We start from the raw sequence: 20,869 nt of genomic DNA on the forward strand, positions 1-20,869 counted from the left end.
CCGCCCGCGACCAGGCGGGGCGCTAAATGGGAGGCGACCCTCCCGAATTCTTGTTCGCTAGTCCATGAACAGCGAACTGACGGATTCTTCGCGATTGATGCGGCGGATGGTCTCCGCCAGCATCTCCGCGACCGACAACTGGCGGATCTTCTCGCAGCTCTGCGCGTTGGGCCGCAAGGCCAGCGTGTCCGTCACCACCAGCTCGTCAAGCGCCGAACCGTTTATGTTATCAATTGCTGCGCCGGAAAGCACGGGATGAGTGGCATAGGCCATCACCGAGTGCGCGCCGTGCTCCTTCAGGGCCTTCGCCGCCTGACACAGCGTACCGGCCGTATCCACCAGATCATCGATGATGATGCAGGACTTGCCACGCACGTCGCCGATGATATGCATCACTTCGGACTCGTTGGCGCGCGGACGGCGCTTGTCGATAATCGCCAGGTCCGCGTCGTCCAGGCGTTTGGCGATCGCCCGCGCGCGCACCACCCCACCGACATCCGGCGACACCACGGTCAGATCACCCGAAACATGGCGCCAGACATCGCCCAGTAGCACCGGCGAGGCATAGATGTTGTCTACCGGAACGTTGAAAAAACCCTGGACCTGGTCGGCGTGCACGTCGATGGTCAGCACGCGATCCGCGCCCACTGCCTCGATCATGTTGGCGACCACCTTGGCCGAGATCGGCACCCGCGCCGAACGCACCCGGCGGTCCTGCCGGGCGTAGCCGAAGTACGGGATCACCGTGGTGATGCGGCCGGCGGAGGCGCGACGAAGCGCGTCCACCATGATCACCAACTCCATGATGTTTTCGTTGGTCGGCTGACCGGTCGGCTGGATCAGGAAGACGTCGCGTCCGCGAACGTTTTCCAGGATCTCGACCTGAACTTCGCCATCGCTGAAGCGGCCCACGGTCGCCTTGCCCATCGGCAGGCCGAGGTGTTCCGCGACACCCTGCGCCAGACGCGGGTTGGCGTTCCCCGCGAAGATCATCATACGACTCTTGTCGACCACGGTTTTTCCCGGTCTGGATGGATATGGAGCGGACGGCTTTGTCGCGCAGGCTCCAAATTATAGACCCCGGTGCTGGGCCGGGGTCTTGATGGTTGGCCTCGCGCCTTTCTGGCGCGAAGCGGTTGTTGGCTGGGCCGGCAGGATGATGGCGCTGCGCGCCACCCTTCGGGCGCCACCTGCGGTGGCGTGCTCCCGCGGCCAAAGCCGCTCGAGTCGAACCCGGCGAACCCGGTTCTCATCCTGCCGACCCTTGCGCCGGTTCCGCGGCGCCAGGCGCCGCGGGTTTCGTTGTATGGCTGGGCCGGCAGGATTCGAACCTGCGCATGGCGGGATCAAAACCCGCTGCCTTACCGCTTGGCTACGGCCCAATATCTCGCTGAACTCTCAAATTGTACTGTCAGGGCTGGCGCCGCGCTGCGGCAGCCAGGCCTGTAAAGGCGACGCGTTCATCAGCGGCGTCACCCAGCTCCGCCACGGGGCGGGTTGCGTGGCTTGTGCGTTTCGGGCTGCCCCTTCGTCGGGGAATATCCCGAAGATGCATCCACCACTCCCGCTCAGGTGCGCGCGCGGCGTCTGATCCGCCAGCCAGGTCAGGGCCCGGTCGACCTCCGGATAACGTGATCGAACGACCGGTTCAAACACGTTCACGAATCGCTCCGCTTCGAGCGCGGACGAAATTGTCTCGGTGGGGCAGTCCCGTGTCAATTCCGCACACCCGAACATCGCACCAGTGGAAACCGAAACGCCTGGGTCAATCAGCAGGACCCAGCCCGTATCCGGGTCTACGGGCGCCAGACGCTCACCCACCCCTTCAGCCCAGGCGGCATGCCCCGCGACAAACACGGGCACATCGGCCCCCAGCCCCAATCCAAGCGCGGCAAGGCGTTCGACCGAACACCCCTGGTCGAAAAGAAAATTCAGCGCCACCAAGGTCGTGGCCGCGTCCGAACTGCCGCCCCCCAGGCCACCGCCTACCGGGATCCGCTTGTCGAGGTGGATACGCACTCCGAAGGGCTTCCCGGTCTCCACAGCCAGATGGCGGGCGGCCCGCAAGCAGAGATTATCGACCCCATCGATGGGCTCGCCGGCCATTTCGAATCGCCCAGCGGACAACGGCTCAAAGCGCAGGGTGTCGGCCAACCCAAGAAACTGAAACACCGTCTGCAGTTCATGGTACCCGTCCGGACGGCGGGCGGTGATATGCAAGAAACGATTGATCTTGGCCGGGGCCGGAAAATTCGTATCGAATGGATCTGCCACAGGCGCCCCGGCTAAAACGCTTCGTCAGTCCCGAGCTGCCACCGCCCGATGCGCGCACGCAGCTCGACATCGTCGCGCGTCAGCACCATGGCCACCGGCATGGGCACCCCATCGATCTCTTCAAACTCGTTGTATTCGATGCTCCAGCCGGACTGCTGAATCTGTAGCGGGCGCCCATCCGCATCGACATCCAGCTGATAGGAGGCCTCCGGGTGCAGCAGGCCGCGCACCCAGTACTGCATCCCGCTGACCGGGATCGACTCGCCTAGCACCTGGGCCACCAACGCATCGGGATCGCGCGCCTGAAAGCGTTCGCCACTGCGGGTCACCAGCAACGCGCGGCCGCTGTCCGACAACGTCAGGCGACCACCGCCACGCCCCATCGGGCCAGACAGGTCCAGCACCTGCTGTCCCTCCTGCACCCGCCAGTTGAGCTGCGCCGACCAGTACTCCTCCCCGGAGGCCAGTCCCAGACGCGCCACCAACCGCCAACTTTCCAGTGCCTCCAGATACTCGGCGCGCTCCTCGAAGGCCGCCTCCGCCGCTGGCGAAGTGTCGACGTCGGGCATAGGCGCAGCACACCCGGCGAGCAGCAAGACGCCCGCGATCAGGAGCCCCGCCGGCCCCGCCAGTGTCGAGGGCCATCCTTGCCCGGTCGCCATTCCCGGTTGGCTCATTCAGTCAGCTCGTCACGCACACGCTGGAGACGTTCATGGTCCGGCTCGCGCTCCAGTGCCGCCTCCAGGATTGCACGCGCCTCCTCGCGGTCGCCCCGCTCCCACAGCACCACCGCCAGGTTGCTGGCAATCTCGCCATCCGGCATCAGCTCGTAGGCACGCCGCAGCTGGGTCTCGGCTTCTTCCAGTCGGCCCAGCCGATAAAGCACCCAGCCATAGCTGTCGACAATCGCGGCGTCGTCCGGCTCTTGCTCGTAGGCCCGCAGGATCAGCTCGTAGGCCTCCTCGAAGCGTTCGGTCCGGTCCGCTAGGGTGTAACCAAGCGCATTCAACGCCGCGACGTTTTCCGGGTCGGATTCAAGGATGGCACGGAAGTCTGCCTCGGCCGCATCGATGTCGTCCTCCCGCTCGTGCACCAGGCCGCGCAGATAGAGCAGCCGGGTATCACCCGGGAATTGCACCAGCCCTCGATTCAGACGCCCGCGGGCCTCGGCATAGTCACCCATCTCGCGCAGGATGTTCGCCTCCGCCAGATAGGCGCGCCGGGCCAGATCCTCGTCCACCCCCTGCTGCATCGGGTCAAACAGGGCACGGGCAACCTCGGACCCATCGCGCTCAAGGGTCAGGCGGGCCGTGCGCAAACGCGCATCGTCGACGTAGTCCCCGGTCTCGACCCGGGCGTAGGCCGCCAGCGCGGCCTCCGGCTCGTCGGCCATCTCGTGCAAGCGACCGAGGTAGTAGGCCACCTCGTGTTCACGCTCGCCCCGGGCGTCCAGCCGTTCAAGATAATCCCGCGCCGGCTCCAACTGTTCCGCCTCGAGATTCATCAGCGCCAGGGCCAGCAGCAACTGGGTATCCTCCGGGGCCGCCTCAACCAGGCGGTCCATCTCCTGACGGGCGAAGTCACCATCGTCATGTTCCGCGAGGACGCGCGCATACCCCATACGGGCCTCACGGCTGTCCGGATGCGCCTCCACCGTGGCGCGCAGGATCTCCATCGCGGCCTCGACTTCGCCCGCCTCTCGCAGCGCCCGTGCGTGCAGCAACTGCAAGGGCACCGATTCCGGGAATCGCTCGGTAGCGCGCTCCGTCACCGTCAGCACATCCGCGCCCGGATCGGCGAAACGCAGCGCGGCCTCGGCATGTACCCGATGAACACCCACATCGTCGCTACGGCGCTCGCTCAGCAGGCGCATGGTTTCCAGCGCCGCCGCACGGTCCTGCACCTGGCCGATCACACCACCCAGCGTGGGATAGGGATCCGAACCCTCCGCCAGTAGACGATCCATTAGGGAATCCAGTTGCTCGGCGGCCTGCTCGGCATCCCCGGTGTTGATGCGCAACACGGTAGAGACCTGGCTGGCGTCCAGACTGTCGGGTGCCAGGCGCAGCCAGCGGTCCGCCGATTGTTGTGCCTGGGCAAGATCGCGAGCGAAAAGTGCTATCCGGGTCGCCCGCTCGGCAATCGCCGGATCGTCGCTCAACAGAGCGGCCGCCCCGTAGTACCGCGCCGCCTCGGCCTCCTGCCCGGAACGCACCGCGATCTCCGCGATCAGCACGCTGAACATTAGCGCGGCCTCCGGGTCCTCGACCTGAGTCAAGGCCCGGACCTCGGGGCGATCCGACTCCGGGGCTTCGGAGGCGTCCAGTGGGCTATGCGCGCAACCGGCCAGGGAGAGCATGGCGATGAGCGCGAGCAGGCTTCGAATCATGTTGTATCCAGTCGGAATCAGTACAGGCATATCGGATGGGACGGGGCATCCACCCTCGGGGTTCCATGGCAGAGAAAGAGACTGTAGCCAACCCTACAGCACAGTACACTATCGGGAAATTGGGCCACGCGCCCCGGTTTTCCGGCACAATACGCGCCAGCATGCTGTTCACTCTTGGGATCAATCACAAAACGGCGCCGGTCGCGATCCGCGAACGACTGTCCGTTAACCAGAACGAGCTTGGCGAGGCCCTACACTCGCTACGCTCCGGCGTGCTATTGCCGGAAACCGCGATCCTGTCCACCTGCAACCGCACCGAGGTGTACTTCCGTGAGGGTGGTCAGCACAGCGACCAGCGCGTGCTCGACTGGATCGGCGGCTACCACGGCATCGACCGCGACGAACTCAAGCCTTATCTCTACCTGCACCACGACGGCTCCGCAGTGCGCCATGCCTTGCGCGTAGCGAGCGGACTGGACTCCATGGTCCTGGGCGAGCCGCAGATCCTCGGGCAGATGAAGACGGCCTACCAGTACGCCCACGATGCCGGCACGCTGGGACGCTCGCTGGAACGCCTGTTCCAGCACGCCTTCGCCACCGCCAAGGACGTACGCACCCAGACCGCTATCGGTCAGAGCGCGGTCTCGGTGGCCTTTGCGGCGGTCTCACTGGCGCGCCAGATTTTCGGTGACCTGAAACCGCTCACCGCGCTGGTCATCGGTGCCGGCGAGACCATCGAACTGGCCCTGCAGCACCTCTCCGGCGGCGGGATCGGCAACGTGATCGTCGCCAACCGAACGGCCGAGCGTGCCCGCGCCGTGGCCGGGCGTTTCGACGCCGAGGCGGTCAGCCTGGATCAGCTCCCCGAGCGCCTGGCGGAGGCCGACATCGTCATCTCCTCCACCGCTGCCCCGCTACCGATCCTGGGCAAGGGTGCGGTCGAGCGCGCCTTGCGCAAGCGCCGCCACAAACCGATGTTCATGGTCGACATTGCCGTGCCGCGCGACATCGAACCCGAGGTCGGGCAGCTCGAGGACGTCTACCTCTACACCGTCGACGACCTGCAGGAAGTGATCGACGAGAACATGGCCTCGCGCCACGCCGCCGCCGAACAGGCCGAGGAGATCATTGCTCAGCGCGCCGGCGAGTTCATGCGCTGGCTGCGCGCCCGCGATTCCGTGGACAGCATCCGCCAGCTACGTCAGCGCGCCGACAGCGTGAAGGCCGAGTCGCTGGCCAAAGCCGAGGCGATGCTGCGCGCCGGCAAATCCCCCGAGGAAGCACTGCAACTGCTCGCGCACAACCTGACCAACAAGCTGATGCATGCCCCCTGCAAGTCACTGAACGCCGCCGCTCACGAAGGCAACGCACGGTTGCTGGAGGCCGCTCACCAGCTGTTCCAGCTGCCCGCACCGGAAGACGACCCCGGCGACGATTCCGACCCCGGCCCCCACTCGTGAAGGCCTCGTTCCAGACCAAGCTCGAAGGCCTGGCCGAACGCCATGCCGAGATCGCGCAACTGCTGTCGACCCCGGACGCCGCCGAGGACCCCGACCAGCTGCGCCGCCTGTCCCAGGAATACAGCCAGCTGGAGCCGGTCGCCGCGGCCTGGAAGGCCTGGCACGACAACCACGCCGCACTGGACGAGGCGCGCGCGATGCTCGCGGAGGACGACCCCGACCTGCGCGCGATGGCCGAGGCCGAGATCGACACCCTGAACGAGCAGACCGAGGCCCTGGAGGCCGAACTCTACCGTCACCTGATCCCGAAGGACCCGCACGACAACGCCAACGTGTTCCTCGAGATCCGCGCCGGCACCGGCGGCGACGAGGCCGCCATCTTCGCCGGCGACCTGCTGCGCATGTACACCCGCTACGCCGAACAGCAGGGCTGGAAGCTGGAGATCCTCAGCGCCAGCGAGGGCGAGCACGGCGGCTACCGCGAGGTAATCGGGCGCCTGGCCGGCCAGGGCGCCTTCTCGCGACTCAAGTTCGAATCCGGCGCCCACCGCGTGCAGCGCGTCCCGGAGACCGAATCCCAGGGCCGCATCCACACCTCCGCGGCCACGGTCGCCATCCTGCCGGAGCTGGACGAAGTCGAGATGCCGGATATCAACCCGGCCGACCTGCGCGTGGACACCTTTCGCGCCTCAGGGGCAGGCGGCCAGCACGTCAACAAGACCGACTCCGCGATCCGCCTGACCCACCTGCCCACCGGCATCGTGGTCGAGTGCCAGGAAGAACGCTCGCAGCACAAGAATCGCGCCAAGGCGATGACCTACCTCGCCGCCCGCCTGTTCGAGGCCGAGCGCGAGGCCCAGGCCGCCGCGCAAAGCGCCGAACGCAAGAGCCTGGTCGGCAGCGGCGACCGCTCCGAGCGCATTCGCACCTACAACTTCCCGCAGGGCCGCGTGACCGACCACCGCATCAACCTGACCCTGTACAAGCTGGAACAGGTGATGACCGGCGACCTCGACCCGGTAATCGACCCGCTGATCCACGAATACCAGGCCGAGCAGCTCGCTACCCTCGCCGAAGCCTGATGCCCGCGACTTCGACCCTGGACGCGTTGCTGCAGGAACTGCGTGCCCGGCTGCAGGCCGCCGGGATCGAAACGCCCGGACTGGAGGCCCGCATGCTGCTGGGCGCCGCCACTGGTCTGGACACCGCGCAACTGATCGCCCACGGCACCGACCCCGCCACGGCCGAGCAGGCCGCCCGAGCCGACACGCTCAGCCAGCGCCGCTGCGCCGGCGAGCCCATGGCCCACATCCTCGGTCGGCGCGCCTTCTGGACGCTGGACCTGGGCGTTTCCCCCGCCTGCCTGATCCCGCGACCCGAAACCGAGCTCCTGGTGGAGCAGGCCCTTGCCATACTCGCCACTTGCGATACCGAGGCCCCGAGGGTGCTGGATCTGGGAACCGGTCCGGGCACCATCATCCTGGCACTGTTAAGCGAACGGCCAGGCCTGCAGGCCTTCGCCAGCGATCACAGCCACGAGGCGCTCCTGCAAGCCAAAGCCAACGCCCACGAACTGGGGCTGTCGGTTCACCTATGGCAGGGGGACTGGCTCGGTGCAGTAACCCGGCAGCGTGGCTTCGACCTGATCGCCTGCAATCCACCCTACATCGACCCCGACGACCCGCACCTGACGCGCGGCGATCTGCGTTTCGAGCCGCGCACCGCCCTTGCCGCAGAGGAGCAGGGCCTCGCCGACCTGCACCGGGTGATCGACAGCGCCCGCGAACACCTGAACCCGGGCGGCTGGCTGCTGCTGGAGCACGGCTTCGACCAGGGCGAGCCGGTGCGCCAACGGCTGCGGACCACGGGATATCAGGCGGTCCGCACCCTGCGGGACACCGCCGGTCACGAGCGCACCAGCCTGGGTAAGATCTGAACGCCCGCGCCTGGGGCTACCTCCAGAAGAAGAAAAAAGGCCCCGGCGATCTCGCCAGGGCCAACCCTGTGATGCTTTAAATCCGGTCGCCTCAGAACGGCAGATGCAGGTGCAGATTCATCGAGCCACTGGGCGACGACCGATGACGGTACCGGGTCGAACGATTGTGGTCGTAATAGTGGTAGTGGTGGTGATGCGCATGGCTGCGCGAGTGCTTGTGATGGCCGCGCCCGCGCTGCTTCGCACGCTTGGCCTGCTTGTGCCCGCGCGCGCCGGGGTGACTCCGGTAGTGGTGGTGGCCGCGAGAATGGCCGTGCCGAACATGCTGCAGGGCACCGGGATCGAAAGTCGCCGCACCGGCCGCCTGCATCGGACCCGCCACCGGCTGAGCCGCGTGGGCCGGGAAGGACAGGGCGAGCGCCAGGATCGCCGCCGGTGCCAGAATAGCGGTTCGTTTCATGGTCGATTCTTCCTTCCATGCGGGCCCGTCCGGAAGACCTTGAACAGCCCGCGGTTGTGGCAGGATTGCCAGAGTCCAGCTTAGGCAACGTTCCTGAACGGTTCCTAACCAGACCGGCCAATGAGCGTGACGCCGGTTACACTTTTGGTCTTACTGGAGATTGATCCCATGGATGACGACCAGCTTCTGCGCTATAGCCGCCAGGTCCTGCTGCCCGGCGTGGGTGTCGAAGGGCAGGACGCCCTGCGGCGGGCGCATGCGGTCATCATGGGACTCGGGGGCCTGGGCTCACCGGTCGCCGCCTATCTGGCCGCCGCCGGCGTGGGCCGGTTGACGCTCGTGGATCCGGACCACGTCGAGGTCACCAACCTGCAGCGCCAGATCCTGCACACCGAAGCGGACATCGGCCGCGACAAGGTCGCCTCGGCCGCCGCGCGAGTGGCGGCGATGAATCCCCAGTGCCAGGTAGAGACCCGTGCCGCATACCTGGACGTCGAGGCCATGACCCGACTCTTCGGCACAGCCGACGTGGTGCTGGACGGGACCGACAACTTCAGCGCCCGCGGCGCGATCAGTCGCGCGGCGCTGGCGGCGCGCACACCGCTGGTCTCCGGGGCCGTGATCCGTTTCGAGGGTCAGCTCACCACGTTCGACTACCGCGACCCGGAGGCGGGCTGCTACCACTGCCTATACGGCGAGGATGGCGGCGACGAGGACACCTGCGCGGCTAACGGGGTCCTGGCCAGTCTGCCCGGCGTGGTCGGCAGCCTGCAGGCCACCGAGGCGCTCAAACTCCTCATGGGGTTGCCGACCCTCCAGGGGCGTCTGCTCATCCTCGACGGCCTGGCCATGCAGTTTCGCGAGATCCGTCTGCGCCGCGATCCGGCCTGCCCGGTCTGCGGCCCTCGCTCCACGCCCGCCTGATGCGGGCGGCCCCAAATCAGGCGCAGGAACGCGGCTGAAACGGCAGGATCTTGCCCGAGGTCTGGGCAGGCGCCGTGATGGCAAGGGCTGTCGTCAGCTCCGGCTCCATCGCCGCCAGGGTACGGTTCATCACCATGCTGGCCATGGCGTGAAAAAGCAGCAGCTCGCAGGCAATCGGACGGTGCAGGCTGCGCCGTCCACGGGCATGAAAAGCAGTCCAGGCGACCACCGGCATATCGTTCAAGACCCGATCCACCACGACCCAGGCATCGCGCTGCAGAATAAGATCCAGGTGTTTGAGGCCCGGGGGTGACAAACGGAGCTCGGGCCCCAGACGCGCCAGGGCGCGGCGAACCTGGTTGAAATAGCGCGCCTCCACCAGCCAGCCGGGGCGAACATCCAGAGTCGGGATTTCGGTATGCCGGGAATACATTGCGCCCCCGTGACGAAAAACGCTGCAAGGTCAGCCTGCATCTATAGCAAAGACCTGGGGCGATCCGATGAGGTCACTCCGGTTTCCAGGGTACGGGACGTCACGACCGGCTAACGAGCACGGTCATCAACAGGACTACTGGCGGGTATCCGGAGCCGGCGGCTGGGTGCCCTCGGGGGCACAGATGGCTCCGGCGTCGACGGGGTCAAAGTGATACTGGGCGTTACAAAACTCGCAGGTCACGTCCACCGCGCCCTGCTCCTCAATGATGCTGCGGATTTCGTCCCGCCCCAGGCCGCGCAGCGTCTCGCCTACACGCTCGCGCGAACACGGGCAGTGAAAGCTAACCGGCGCGCCGTCAAACAGCCGCACGCGCTCCTCGGCGAACAGCCGGCCCAGCAGGGCACCGGCATCCAATTCCAGCAGTTCGTCGGCCGTGGTCGTCTCGGCCAGGAGGGTCGCGCGGTTCCACTCTTCCGAATCCCGTGTCACCGCATCGCCGCCCTCTCCCGGCAATGCCTGCAGCAGCATCCCGGCGGCCGACTGTTCACCACTCGCCAGCCACAGGCGGGTCGGCAACTGCTCTGAACGTTCGAAGTAGACGTTCATCGCCTCCGCCAGCGAGTCGCCTTCCAGCTCGACCACACCCTGGTAACGATCACGGCCATCGCCCGGGTCCAGCGTCAGCATCAATCGTGCGTCTTCACCGGTACATTCGCTCAGCGTCGCGCCCTCCGGCGGGGTCTCGCGAAAGCGTGCCAGGCCGCGCAACCGTCCCTGGCCATCGGCCTGGGCGACGATCATGTGGACGGGGCCGGGGCCGGTGACCTGCAGGATCAGGGAACCATCGAACTTGAGCGTCGCGGCCGTCAGGGCCACGGCCGCATAGGCCTGCCCCAGCAGGTCGCGCACCACGGGGGGATATTCGTGGCGCTCCAGCAGGGCCTGCCAGGCGGCATCGAGGTGCACCCATTCGCCGCGCACCCCGGCCTCCTCGAGCATGAACCGGTGCAGCGTGTCGGTCTCACGCATGACAGCACAACCCCGCCAGACTCAAGAGTCGAGCTTCGCCTTGAGGCGCTCGTTGACCTGGGCCGGGTTGGCCTTGCCCTGCGTGGCCTTCATCACCTGGCCGACAAAGAAGCCAAACAGCTTGTCCTTGCCGCTGCGGTACTGCTCAAGCTGCTGCGGGTTGTTGGCCATCACCTCGTCGATGATGGTGTCGATCGCGCCAGTGTCGGTAATCTGCTTGAGCCCCTTGGCCTCGATCACCACGTCGGCGTCGCCCTCGCCGTTCCACATCGCCTCGAAGACCTCCTTGGCGATCTTGCCGGAGATGGTCTCGTCCTGGATGCGCGCGATCAGTCCGGCCAGGCCCTCGGCGTTGACCGGAGCCTCCCCCAGTTCCACCTCGGAGCGGTTGAGTGCGGCGGAGAACTCGCCCATCACCCAGTTGGCGGCCAGCTTGGGTGCATCGCACCCGGCGGCCACGGCCTCGTAGAAGTCGCCCATTTCGCGGGTCGCGGTCAGCACGCCGGCGTCGTAGTCCGACAGGCCATACTGTTCGACGAAGCGCGCGCGCTTGGCGTCCGGCAACTCCGGGAGCTTTTCGCGCACGGTCTCGATGAAGGCGCTGTCCACGACCAGCGGCAGCAGATCCGGATCGGGGAAATAGCGGTAGTCGTTGGCCTCTTCCTTGCTGCGCATGGAGCGAGTCTCGTCACGGTCCGGGTCGTACAGGCGCGTCTCCTGCACCACCGAGCCACCGCCCTCGATCAGGTCGATCTGGCGCTCCACCTCGAAGTTGATCGCGCGCTCGACGAAGCGGAAGGAGTTCAGGTTCTTCAACTCGGCGCGGGTGCCGAACTCGGCCTGATCCTTGGGCCGAACCGAGACATTGGCATCACAGCGAAAACTGCCTTCCTGCATGTTGCCGTCGCAGATATCGAGATAGCGCACCAGCGAGTGCAGCTTCTTCATGTAGGCGACGGCTTCCTTCGCGGAGCGCAGCTCCGGCTCGGAAACGATCTCGATCAGCGGGGTACCGGCACGGTTGAGGTCGATACCGGTCATCGCCTCGAAGCCCTCGTGCAGGCTCTTGCCCGCGTCCTCTTCCAGGTGCGCGCGGGTCACGCCGATACGCTTGATCGAGCCGTCTTCCAGCTCGATATCCAGGTGCCCCAGGCCCACGATCGGCAGCTCGAACTGCGAGATCTGGTAGCCCTTGGGGAGATCCGGATAGAAGTAGTTCTTGCGCGCGAACACCGAACGCGGGGTGATCTCGGCGTTGATCGCCAGCCCCAGCATCACCGCGCGTTCCACCGCGCCCTTGTTCAGCACCGGCAGCACGCCGGGCATGCCCAGGTCCACCGGGCAGGCCTGGCGGTTGGGCTCGGCGCCGTAGGCGGTGGGCGCCCCGGAAAAGATCTTGGAGACGGTATTGAGCTGGGCGTGAATCTCCAGCCCGATGACGGTTTCCCATTCCATGTTCAGGGCCCTCAGGCGAAGGCCGCCGGCACGCGAGCGTGCCAGTCGGTCTCTTGCTGATACTGGTGGGCGACGCCCAGCAGGCGCGCCTCGTCGAAGTAGTTGCCGATCAGCTGCAGCCCGACCGGCAGGCCGTCGATCTCGCCAGCCGGCAGCGACATTGCCGGCAGGCCGGCCAGGTTGGCCGCGATGGTGTAGATATCCGACAGGTACATGCTCACCGGATCGGCCTTGGCGCCCAGCGCGAACGGCAGCTCCGGCGTGGTCGGCGCAAGGAGGACGTCCACATCCTCGAAGGCGCAACGGAAGTCGTCCGCGATGATGCGGCGGACCTTCTGCGCCTTCAGATAGTAGGCGTCGTAGTAGCCAGCGGACAGCACGTAGGTACCGACCATGATGCGGCGCTTCACCTCGTCGCCGAAGCCCTCCCCGCGCGAGCGGGTGTAGAGATCCATCAGGTCCTCGGGGTTCTCGCAGCGATAGCCGTAGCGCACGCCGTCGAAACGCGCGAGGTTGGAGGAGCATTCGGCCGGGGCGACCACGTAATAGGCCGGGACCGACAGGTGGCTGTTCGGCAGGGCGACCTCGCGCACCTCGGCGCCGCGGCCCTTAAGGACCTCGATGGCTGCATCGATCACGCCACGCACCCGCTCGTCCAGCCCCGCCTCGCCAAAAAACTCCGTCGGCAGGCCAATACGCAGGCCCTTCAGCTCCTGGTTCAGGCCGGCGGTGAAGTCCTCGGCGGGGCGCTCGACGCTCGTGGAATCACGCTCGTCGAATCCAGCCATGCTGTTCAGCATCAGGCCGCAGTCCTCGGCGGTCGCGGCCATAGGGCCACCCTGGTCGAGACTGGAGGCAAACGCGATCATCCCGTAGCGCGAGACACGCCCGTAGGTCGGCTTGAGCCCGGTAATGCCGCAGAACGCCGCCGGCTGGCGGATCGAGCCACCGGTATCGGTACCGGTCGCGCCCGGCACCAGGCGTGCTCCCACCGCGGCCGCCGAGCCTCCGGAGGAGCCGCCGGGGACACGTTCGGTATCCCAGGGGTTGCGCACCGGGCCGAAAAAACTGGTCTCGTTGGACGAGCCCATCGCAAACTCGTCCATGTTGGTCTTGCCCAGCATCACCGCGCCGTCCGCGCTCATGCGCTCGACCACGGTGGCGTTATAGGGCGAGACGAACGGATCGAGCATCCGCGAGCCGCAGGAGGTGCGCACACCCTCGGTGCAGAAGATGTCCTTCTGCGCGATCGGCACGCCCAGAAGCGGGCTCTGCTCGCCTTTCGCCAGGCGCGCATCGGCCGCATCCGCCTGGGCAAGCGCCTGCTCGGCGGTCACGGTGATGAAGCTGTTGAGCTGCGGATCAAGACGTTCGATCCGGTCCAGATACAGCTGGGTCAGCTCGCGCGAGCTGACCTCGCGGGCCTGGAGCTTGCGCACCCAGCCGGACAGGGTTTCCTGGGCCATGATTTCGGGGACTCTTGCTGGCTAGAAGCGTGACGGATTCAACAGAATGGCGAAGGCGCGGATCACTCGATTACGCGCGGGACCAGATACAGGCCGCCCTCGACTGCCGGCGCGATCGCCTGGAAGGTTTCGCGGCGATCCGACTCGGTGACCGCATCCGGGCGCAGGCGCTGCTCGGCATCCAACGGGTGGGCCATCGGCTCCACGCCGTCGATGGCCGCGCCATCCAGTTGTTCGACAAAAGCAAAGATATCGCTCAGCCCCCCCGCAAAATCCCGGGCCTGGTCGTCATTCATGGCCAGACGGGAGAGTTGGGCGATGCGCCGGACTTCAGAGGTATCGACGGACATGGCGGGGAAGGTCCTGTAGCGGTCAGATGTAATGGGTGAAACGGAGCGCAAACTTACCACAAAGCCGTTGTTGCCCAAACCCTGGGCACTTGCTAGAGTCGACGGCTTTCCCGCCCGCCCACTCAAGCAGGTTTCTTCTTCATGTTCAAACGCCTCCTGGGGTTGTTCTCCAACGACATCTCCATCGACCTCGGCACCGCCAACACCCTGATCTACATGCGCGGCCAGGGCATCGTCCTGAACGAGCCTTCGGTCGTGGCCATTCGCCAGGATCGAGGCCCCGGCGGCCCACGCTCTATCGAGGCCGTGGGGATCGAGGCGAAGAAGATGCTCGGCCGCACGCCCGAGCATGTGGTGACGGTGCGCCCGATGAAGGACGGCGTGATTGCCGACTTCACCACCACCGAGAAGATGCTGCAGTACTTCATCAAGAAGGTGCACGAGCGCCGGATCTTCCGGCCCAGCCCACGCGTACTGGTCTGCGTGCCTTGTGGCGCCACCCAGGTCGAGCGTCGGGCGATCCGCGAATCGGCTTTCGGCGCCGGGGCACGGAAGGTTTACCTGCTGCAGGAGCCCGTAGCGGCGGCGATCGGTGCCGGTATCCCGCTGGACGAGGCGGTCGGTTCCATGGTGCTGGACATCGGCGGCGGGACCTCCGAGGTCGCGGTGCTGTCGATGAACGGCATCGTCTACTCCGAGTCCGTGCGCATCGGCGGCGACACCTTCGACGAGGCGATCATGGCCTATGTGCGCCGCAACTACGGCGTGCTGATTGGCGAGGCCACAGCCGAGCGCATCAAGCACACGGTGGGCTCGGCCTACCCGGGCAAGGAACTGCTGGAGATCGAGGTGAAGGGCCGCAACCTGGCCGAGGGCGTGCCGCGGTCGTTCACTCTGAACTCGAACGAGATCCTTGAAGCGCTGCAGGACCCGCTATACGGCATCGTCTCCGCCGTGCGCACCGCCCTGGAACAGACCCCGCCGGAACTGGGCGCGGACGTCGCCGAGCGCGGCATCGTGCTGACCGGCGGCTCCGCCCTGCTGCAGCAACTGGACCGACTGATCATGGAAGAGACTGGTATCCCGGTCGTGATCGCCGACGACCCGCTGACCTGCGTCGCCCGTGGCGGCGGCCGGGTCCTGGAGATGCTGGACGAGAAGCGGGTCGATTTCCTCGCGATGGAGTAATACGGTGCCATCCCGCCCGCGCCTCCCCGGCGCGGGTCTCCCCGAACGACAGGTTCGGGTTACACTCCGGGCCGAAAAGGCCAGCAAAACGCCGCAGGGCGATGCCCTGACGCGACCGCCTTGCCTCATCGAAGCGATCCGCAACCGGAGGTCACGCCATCAGCAAACCGCTGTTCAGACTGGGTGTCTCGCCCACTCTGCGCCTGCTCGCGGTCATCCTGCTGGGCCTGGCGCTGATGGCGCTGGACCACCGTGTCAATGAGCTACAGGCCGTTCGTGGCGCCCTTGCCAGCATCACCCATCCGCTCCAGGTGGCTGTCGATGCCCCCGTGCGGGCCGTCAGCCGAGTGTTCGAGTCGTTCACCAGTCGCGAAGACCTGATCACCGAGAACCGCATCCTGCGTAGCGAGAATGCGGAACTACGTGCCCGCCAGCTGCGGTTCGAGGCCCTGCAGTTGGAAAATGACCGCCTGCGAGCCCTGCTGAACACCGCCCAGCGGGCGGAAGAGCGCGTGGAGATCGCCAAGTTGCTCGCCGTGGATCTCGATCCCTTCCGGCAACAGATCGTGCTCAACAAGGGGCGCAACGAAGACGTCTACGTCGGGCAGCCGGTGATCAATGCCGACGGCGTCATCGGCCAGATCCTGTCCACCCGCCTGACCAGCTCGGTCGCCCTGCTAATCTCCGATCCCAGCCATGCGCTGCCGGTGCTGAGCGCGCGCACGGGTCTGCGCGGCCTGGTGGTAGGCACCGGCAACCCGCAACGCCTCGAGATGCGCCACGTGCCCCTGCAGGAGGACGTGGAACCCGGGGACCTGCTGCTGACCTCCGGGCTCGGCGGGCGATTCCCAGCGGACTACCCGGTGGCCCGCGTCACTTCGGTAGAACGCCCCCAGGGCCAGCCATTCCTTAGCATCGAGGCGGAACCGCTGGCGGCCCTGGACCGCTCGCGCGAGGTTCTTCTGCTGTGGACCGACGCAGACACCCCCATAGCCCCCATCGACGCCGGCGATAAGTTGGACGTTCCGCCCCAGGAAGGCGCTGAAGCGGCGCCCGACACCCCGTGACCCGAGCAATCTGGATCCCCTGGCCGGTGTTACTGACCCTGCTGGCGGCTCTGGCCCTGGCCATCATCCCCATCCCCGATGCCCTGCGCCCGGCACGCCCGGAATGGCTGGCCCTGGTACTCATCTACTGGGCCATGGCTTTCCCATCACGCATCGGCATCCTGACGGCCTTCGTCGCCGGACTCATGCTGGACACCCTGCTCGGACAGCTCCTGGGCCAGAACGCCATCGCCCTGGCGGTGGTGACCTACATCGTGCTGCAGATCCATCCCCGCCTGAGGGTCTACCCGGTCTGGCAACAGATGATCGTGGTGGCTCTATTGATGGCCCTGTTCAAGCTGCTCGCGCTGTGGCCGCAGGGCATCACGGGGTTTCCACCGGGCAGCATCCTGTACTGGTTACCAGTGGTGACCAGCACCCTGGCCTGGCCCCTGATGTATTTCCTCTTGCGCGACATGCGCAGACGCTGGCTACTGCACCTGACCTGACCGCGCGCCAACCCGCTCGAAGCGAACCCCTGCGGTCGCGCATACTGTGCCCCGAATCCACAAGGAGCGATCCATGGACCCGAACAAGCAAACCGAAATCGAAGCCGCTGTGTTTCGCCGCCTGCTGCAACACCTGGATGAGCGCAAGGACGTGCAGAATATCGACCTAATGAACCTGGCCGGTTTCTGCCGCAACTGTCTATCCAAATGGTATGCAGCCGCTGCCGAGGAACGCGGCGAGTCCGTCGACTACGAAGGCGCGCGCGAGATCGTCTACGGAATGCCCTACAGCGAGTGGAAAGAGCGCTACCAGCAGGAAGCGACACCGGATCAGAAGGCGGCCTTCGAGGCCAGTCAGAAGAAACACAATGCATGATCACGGGCTGATCGAGACTCCGGAAGCGCTGCAGGGCTTCCTCGACACCATCGCCGGGACCGACTGGATCGCGCTGGACACCGAGTTCATGCGCGAGAAGACCTACTATCCGCGCCTGTGCCTGATCCAGCTGGCGACTCTAGATCAGATCGCCTGCGTCGATCCGTTCCAGCTGGATCTCAAACTGCTGGAACCGCTCTTGTTCGATGCCGGCGTCACCAAGGTCTTCCACTCGGCCTCACAGGATATGGAGGTCCTCTACCGTGAGCTCGGGCGCGTACCAGCTCCGATATTCGATACTCAGATCGCCGCCTCCATGCTGGGCTACGGCGATCAGGTCGGTTACGCCAATCTGGTCAAGGCCATCCTTGATCGCGACCTGGACAAGAGCCAGACCCGTACCGACTGGTCCCGCCGCCCCCTGAGCGAACAGCAAATCCGCTACGCGGCCGATGACGTGCGCTTCCTGACCAACGTGTTCATGCGCCTGCTGCGGGACCTGGAGAGCCAAGACCGCATGCACTGGCTGCGCCCGGAGATGGAGGCCCTAAGCAACCCCGGCCTGTACGAGCCCAACCCCGACGGGGCCTGGCAGCGGGTCTCCGGAGTGAAGCGGCTCAAGCCCCGCGAACGCGGTGTACTCAAGACCGTGGGGGCCTGGCGAGAACGCGCCGCGATGGAAAGCGACCGGCCGCGACGCTGGATCCTGGCGGACGACGTATTGATCGATATCGCCCGCCGCACCCCGCAGGACATCAACGCCCTGCATGAGCTGCGAGGCTTCCCGGATGGCATGAAACCGCCGCGCCAGCAGGAGCTCCTCGAGGCGATCCAGGCCGGCCTCGACCTGCCCCGCGAGGAATGGCCGCAACTCCCCGAGAAGGCAAAGTTGAACGAAGCGGAAGAGGTTCTCGCCGATATCGGCATGGCCCTGCTGCGCGAATGCGCCCGACGCAACCAGATCACCGCCAGCGCCATCGCGCAGCGCAAGGATGTGATCGAGCTCATGAAGGGAGACGGCACCACTGGCCGCCTGGGCAGCGGCTGGCGACACGAGATCGCCGGAAAGACCATCGCCCGCTGGTTCGCGGGCGATGGGGGCCTGACCTGTTCGACCGAGGGCCTGCAGATCGGAACCTGAGCTTTCAGGGGCCGACCGTTTCGCTGCGGACCTCAGGCGGCCTTGTAGACACCGCGGCGCGGCGAGGTGAGCCGGCCCTGGCGCTTCAGGTAAGCCAGAGTCTGGCTGATGTTCTTGGTATCCAGGCCGGCCTTTTCGGCCTGCGCCTTGATGTCCTGAATCGCCATCTCCGGCTGGGTTCCGACGATCTCGCAGAGCTTCTGGCTGATGGATGCGCCACCCGCACGACGCCCGCGACGACCACCGGCGCTACCCGCACGGCCAACCCGGCCGCCCAACTCGCGGATTTTACGCTCGAGATCGGCCAGTTCCTTGCGATGCCGCGCCACCATCTCCTTGCGTTTTTCCATCAGTTTCTCGCGCTTCTGGCGACGCTCGGCTTCCTTGCGCTCGGCCTCTTCCTTTTCCCGCTGGCGCGCCAGGGCGTACAGTTCCTCGGCCGACAGATCGGAGGCCTTCTTGTTATCCATACTCATGCGTGACTCCCACTTTGTACTCTGGTTTACAATGATCTCAATGAAAATCACCGGGCCCCATAAATCGGAGACCTGCGGCCGTGATCAGGCCACAGAATATGATAATTCTGGCCAACAATTACAAGTACCACCTGAATCCCTAACGCCTCAACAGAAAGACCGGATCAGCGAACAGGCCTACGCATTTTATCTTCAATGCGGAATTCATACCGATCTCCCGGAAATTTTGTTCGACCTGAAAGGAAAAGCCGCCGGACAATGGCGAATGACCTGCGGGCGGGAACAACTGCGCTTCAATGCTCAGGCGTTCGTGCTTGATTGGGATGCCCATTTCCCCAATACCATTGCCCACGAGGTCGCCCATTCGTTGGTTTACCGCCAGCAAGGCCGACGCAGGCCGCGCCCACATGGGCCCGAGTGGAAAGCCCAAATGCGGTCATTCGGGTGCGAGCCCCGCGTCACCCACCGAACGCCACTACGCGGGCGTACGATGAAGACCTACGAATATGTCTGTGCCTGCCAGGGTCACCGCCTCAGCGCACGGCGGCACTCCCTCATCCAGCGCAAGCGTTATCGGTATCACTGCCGCGAATGCGGCCAGATCCTGAAAATAAAGACACCCGAATAACGCGCTTTCCCGACGCGAAAGCCGTCGCACTTCCGCCAAAAAGGCCCCCATCAGGGCTTCTCAAGAATCGAGCCGACCTCCTGCAACACCTGTGCGACCGCACCCCGCCCCGATACAACAACCGACTGGCCCGACTGCCCCATGCGTTCCCTTTGGTTCGCATCTCCCAGTAATTGGGTAAGGGCCTTCCCCAACTCGGATACATCAGCGACTTCCCACAACGCGCCGGCTACCAACAGACGCTCGACCGCAAACGCAAAATGCGCGGTATTCGGGCCAACCAGAACCGGTCGCCCCAATGCAGCGGGCTCCAGGACATTCTGCCCACCCAGCGGGACAAGGCTTCCCCCAACAAAGGCCACATCCGCCGCCGCCAGATAGACACCGATCTCTCCCAGGGTGTCACCCACGAGGACATCCAGCGGCTCTTGCAACGGCCCTCTACTACGCAATGCGACACGGAATCCGGCCGCCCGGGCAGCCTGGAACGCCGGTCCGAACCGCTCTCGATGGCGGGGCACCCATAACAGGACCGCATCCGGGTAGCGCTCACGAACAAGCCGATGCGCCGCCAGGACGGCCTCATCCTCGCCCTCGCGCGTGCTCACCGCGGCCCATACCGGAACCCCCGACGGCGCGATCTGGCCCCGCATATCGGCCCCTTGCTTATGCCCGGGCGGCAGGGGTCGATCGAACTTGAGATTGCCGCCGACCTGCACCCGAACCTCGGGGCCCCCAAGTATCCGGAAGCCCTCTGCGGCAGCCTCATCCTGCGCCAGGATCACCCGGACTCGGGCCAAGGTATCGGCCACTAAAGGCTGCAGGCGCCGATACCGCGGCAATGAGCGCGGGGACAACCGCGCGCTGACCAGCAACAGCGGAATCCCGTACCGCTCACAGGCGCGGTACAAGTTGGGCCACAACTCGGTCTCCACCACCACCGCCACCACAGGCCGGGTCCGCACGAGAAACCGGCGTACCGAACCGGGAAGGTCCAGCGGCAGAAACTGGTGCACGACGGCATCGCCCAACGCGGCGTCCAGCCGAGTAGCGCCCTCCGGTGTGGTCGTGGTCACGAGGAATGCTCGGTCGGGATACTGATCCCGCAGGGCACGCGCCAACGGCAGAGCCGCCTCGACCTCGCCTACCGAAGCCGCATGCAGCCAGATCGCGCCCGGCGATATACCCTCACCACCGCCTAGCCATTCCCGCCAGCGCCGCAACGGAACCTGATTAGAACGCGCACGCCGGATCAACCGTGCCAAAAGCCAGGGAGCGGCGAGGCGCATCATCAGGGTGTACAGGGCTGGACGCATGAGGTGCTGA

Annotated in this window: 22 protein-coding genes, 1 tRNA gene and 1 other RNA gene; 10 read left to right on the plus strand and 14 right to left on the minus strand. The window is 65.8% G+C overall.

The genetic code is table 11. The features are described from left to right. Positions 1 to 57: 57 nt before the first annotated feature. From F462_RS04355 to F462_RS04375, 6 genes are all read right to left on the minus strand, one after another. Positions 58 to 1,014, minus strand: a complete 957-nt coding sequence (locus tag F462_RS04355; protein WP_018142118.1) for a ribose-phosphate diphosphokinase — start codon at positions 1,012 to 1,014, stop codon at positions 58 to 60. A 126-nt stretch (positions 1,015 to 1,140) separates the two neighbouring features. Further along, positions 1,141 to 1,274, minus strand: a non-coding RNA gene (locus F462_RS13240) — RtT sRNA. A 33-nt stretch (positions 1,275 to 1,307) separates the two neighbouring features. Continuing rightward, a tRNA-Gln gene (locus F462_RS04360) sits at positions 1,308 to 1,382 on the minus strand. 16 nt (positions 1,383 to 1,398) lie between these two features. Beyond that, the gene (ispE, locus tag F462_RS04365; protein WP_038051949.1) at positions 1,399 to 2,274 is read right to left on the minus strand and encodes a 4-(cytidine 5'-diphospho)-2-C-methyl-D-erythritol kinase; all 876 of its coding nucleotides are present in this window, start codon (positions 2,272 to 2,274) and stop codon (positions 1,399 to 1,401) included. 11 nt (positions 2,275 to 2,285) lie between these two features. After that, positions 2,286 to 2,936, minus strand: a complete 651-nt coding sequence (gene lolB / locus F462_RS04370) for a lipoprotein insertase outer membrane protein LolB (protein WP_018874409.1) — start codon at positions 2,934 to 2,936, stop codon at positions 2,286 to 2,288. An 11-nt stretch (positions 2,937 to 2,947) separates the two neighbouring features. Further along, entirely contained in the window at positions 2,948 to 4,693 is a 1,746-nt protein-coding gene (locus F462_RS04375) for a tetratricopeptide repeat protein (protein WP_026280075.1), read from the minus strand. Between the two features lie 131 nt (positions 4,694 to 4,824). Here F462_RS04375 and hemA point away from each other — a divergent pair, with 131 nt between their 5' ends. Genes hemA through prmC form a run of 3 tightly spaced genes read left to right on the plus strand, consistent with a single transcriptional unit; the run spans position 4,825 to position 8,059 of the window. After that, positions 4,825 to 6,123, plus strand: coding sequence for a glutamyl-tRNA reductase (gene hemA, locus F462_RS04380; protein WP_018142122.1), 1,299 nt, complete (start codon positions 4,825 to 4,827; stop codon positions 6,121 to 6,123). Next, on the plus strand, positions 6,120 to 7,205 hold the full coding sequence (prfA, locus tag F462_RS04385) for a peptide chain release factor 1 (RefSeq protein WP_018142123.1): 1,086 nt from the start codon (positions 6,120 to 6,122) through the stop codon (positions 7,203 to 7,205). The genes hemA and prfA overlap by 4 nt, the downstream gene beginning before the upstream one ends. Continuing rightward, on the plus strand, positions 7,205 to 8,059 hold the full coding sequence (gene prmC, locus F462_RS04390; RefSeq protein ID WP_038051951.1) for a peptide chain release factor N(5)-glutamine methyltransferase: 855 nt from the start codon (positions 7,205 to 7,207) through the stop codon (positions 8,057 to 8,059). The genes prfA and prmC overlap by 1 nt, the downstream gene beginning before the upstream one ends. Before the next feature lie 91 nt (positions 8,060 to 8,150). Here the strand turns inward: prmC and F462_RS04395 are convergent, their stop codons facing one another. Further along, entirely contained in the window at positions 8,151 to 8,519 is a 369-nt protein-coding gene (locus F462_RS04395) for a hypothetical protein (protein WP_018142125.1), read from the minus strand. A 168-nt stretch (positions 8,520 to 8,687) separates the two neighbouring features. Here F462_RS04395 and F462_RS04400 point away from each other — a divergent pair, with 168 nt between their 5' ends. Further along, positions 8,688 to 9,443 (plus strand): HesA/MoeB/ThiF family protein, encoded by a 756-nt coding sequence (locus F462_RS04400; protein ID WP_038051955.1) that lies wholly within the window; start codon positions 8,688 to 8,690, stop codon positions 9,441 to 9,443. A 16-nt stretch (positions 9,444 to 9,459) separates the two neighbouring features. Here the strand turns inward: F462_RS04400 and F462_RS04405 are convergent, their stop codons facing one another. The 5 genes from F462_RS04405 to gatC form a co-directional block, all read right to left on the minus strand. Further along, complete coding sequence (locus F462_RS04405) at positions 9,460 to 9,876, minus strand: hypothetical protein (protein WP_018142127.1); 417 nt, start codon at positions 9,874 to 9,876, stop codon at positions 9,460 to 9,462. A gap of 135 nt (positions 9,877 to 10,011) precedes the next feature. Beyond that, the gene (gene hslO / locus F462_RS04410) at positions 10,012 to 10,908 is read right to left on the minus strand and encodes an Hsp33 family molecular chaperone HslO (protein ID WP_018142128.1); all 897 of its coding nucleotides are present in this window, start codon (positions 10,906 to 10,908) and stop codon (positions 10,012 to 10,014) included. Positions 10,909 to 10,929: 21 nt separating this feature from the next. Beyond that, positions 10,930 to 12,363, minus strand: coding sequence for an Asp-tRNA(Asn)/Glu-tRNA(Gln) amidotransferase subunit GatB (gatB, locus tag F462_RS04415; RefSeq protein WP_018142129.1), 1,434 nt, complete (start codon positions 12,361 to 12,363; stop codon positions 10,930 to 10,932). An 11-nt stretch (positions 12,364 to 12,374) separates the two neighbouring features. After that, on the minus strand, positions 12,375 to 13,829 hold the full coding sequence (gene gatA / locus F462_RS04420; protein ID WP_018142130.1) for an Asp-tRNA(Asn)/Glu-tRNA(Gln) amidotransferase subunit GatA: 1,455 nt from the start codon (positions 13,827 to 13,829) through the stop codon (positions 12,375 to 12,377). A 62-nt stretch (positions 13,830 to 13,891) separates the two neighbouring features. Beyond that, positions 13,892 to 14,179 (minus strand): Asp-tRNA(Asn)/Glu-tRNA(Gln) amidotransferase subunit GatC, encoded by a 288-nt coding sequence (gatC, locus tag F462_RS04425; RefSeq protein WP_038051962.1) that lies wholly within the window; start codon positions 14,177 to 14,179, stop codon positions 13,892 to 13,894. A 141-nt stretch (positions 14,180 to 14,320) separates the two neighbouring features. Here gatC and F462_RS04430 point away from each other — a divergent pair, with 141 nt between their 5' ends. From F462_RS04430 to rnd, 5 genes are all read left to right on the plus strand, one after another. Beyond that, on the plus strand, positions 14,321 to 15,367 hold the full coding sequence (locus tag F462_RS04430) for a rod shape-determining protein (RefSeq protein WP_018142132.1): 1,047 nt from the start codon (positions 14,321 to 14,323) through the stop codon (positions 15,365 to 15,367). A 158-nt stretch (positions 15,368 to 15,525) separates the two neighbouring features. Continuing rightward, a complete protein-coding gene (mreC, locus tag F462_RS04435) occupies positions 15,526 to 16,434 on the plus strand; it encodes a rod shape-determining protein MreC (RefSeq protein WP_156100388.1) in 909 nt (302 codons plus the stop codon). Next, positions 16,431 to 16,922, plus strand: a complete 492-nt coding sequence (gene mreD, locus F462_RS04440; RefSeq protein WP_038051967.1) for a rod shape-determining protein MreD — start codon at positions 16,431 to 16,433, stop codon at positions 16,920 to 16,922. Before mreC ends, mreD begins: the two co-directional genes overlap by 4 nt. Positions 16,923 to 16,995: 73 nt before the next feature. Then, positions 16,996 to 17,298 carry a DUF1244 domain-containing protein gene (locus F462_RS04445; protein ID WP_018142135.1) on the plus strand — a complete coding sequence of 101 codons (303 nt, stop codon included), beginning with the start codon at positions 16,996 to 16,998 and terminating at the stop codon, positions 17,296 to 17,298. Then, entirely contained in the window at positions 17,291 to 18,439 is a 1,149-nt protein-coding gene (rnd, locus tag F462_RS04450) for a ribonuclease D (protein WP_038051970.1), read from the plus strand. Before F462_RS04445 ends, rnd begins: the two co-directional genes overlap by 8 nt. A gap of 32 nt (positions 18,440 to 18,471) precedes the next feature. Here the strand turns inward: rnd and F462_RS04455 are convergent, their stop codons facing one another. Further along, complete coding sequence (locus F462_RS04455; protein WP_038051973.1) at positions 18,472 to 18,915, minus strand: hypothetical protein; 444 nt, start codon at positions 18,913 to 18,915, stop codon at positions 18,472 to 18,474. 40 nt (positions 18,916 to 18,955) lie between these two features. Here F462_RS04455 and F462_RS13245 point away from each other — a divergent pair, with 40 nt between their 5' ends. Further along, positions 18,956 to 19,543, plus strand: a complete 588-nt coding sequence (locus tag F462_RS13245; RefSeq protein WP_081911423.1) for a SprT family zinc-dependent metalloprotease — start codon at positions 18,956 to 18,958, stop codon at positions 19,541 to 19,543. 50 nt (positions 19,544 to 19,593) lie between these two features. Here F462_RS13245 and F462_RS04465 read toward each other — a convergent pair whose 3' ends face one another. Beyond that, positions 19,594 to 20,859, minus strand: coding sequence for a 3-deoxy-D-manno-octulosonic acid transferase (locus tag F462_RS04465; RefSeq protein WP_038051977.1), 1,266 nt, complete (start codon positions 20,857 to 20,859; stop codon positions 19,594 to 19,596). Positions 20,860 to 20,869 lie beyond the last annotated feature (10 nt).

The sequence above is a fragment of the Thioalkalivibrio sp. ALJ1 genome (genome assembly GCF_000745395.1).
In the GTDB taxonomy this organism is placed as follows: domain Bacteria; phylum Pseudomonadota; class Gammaproteobacteria; order Ectothiorhodospirales; family Ectothiorhodospiraceae; genus Thioalkalivibrio.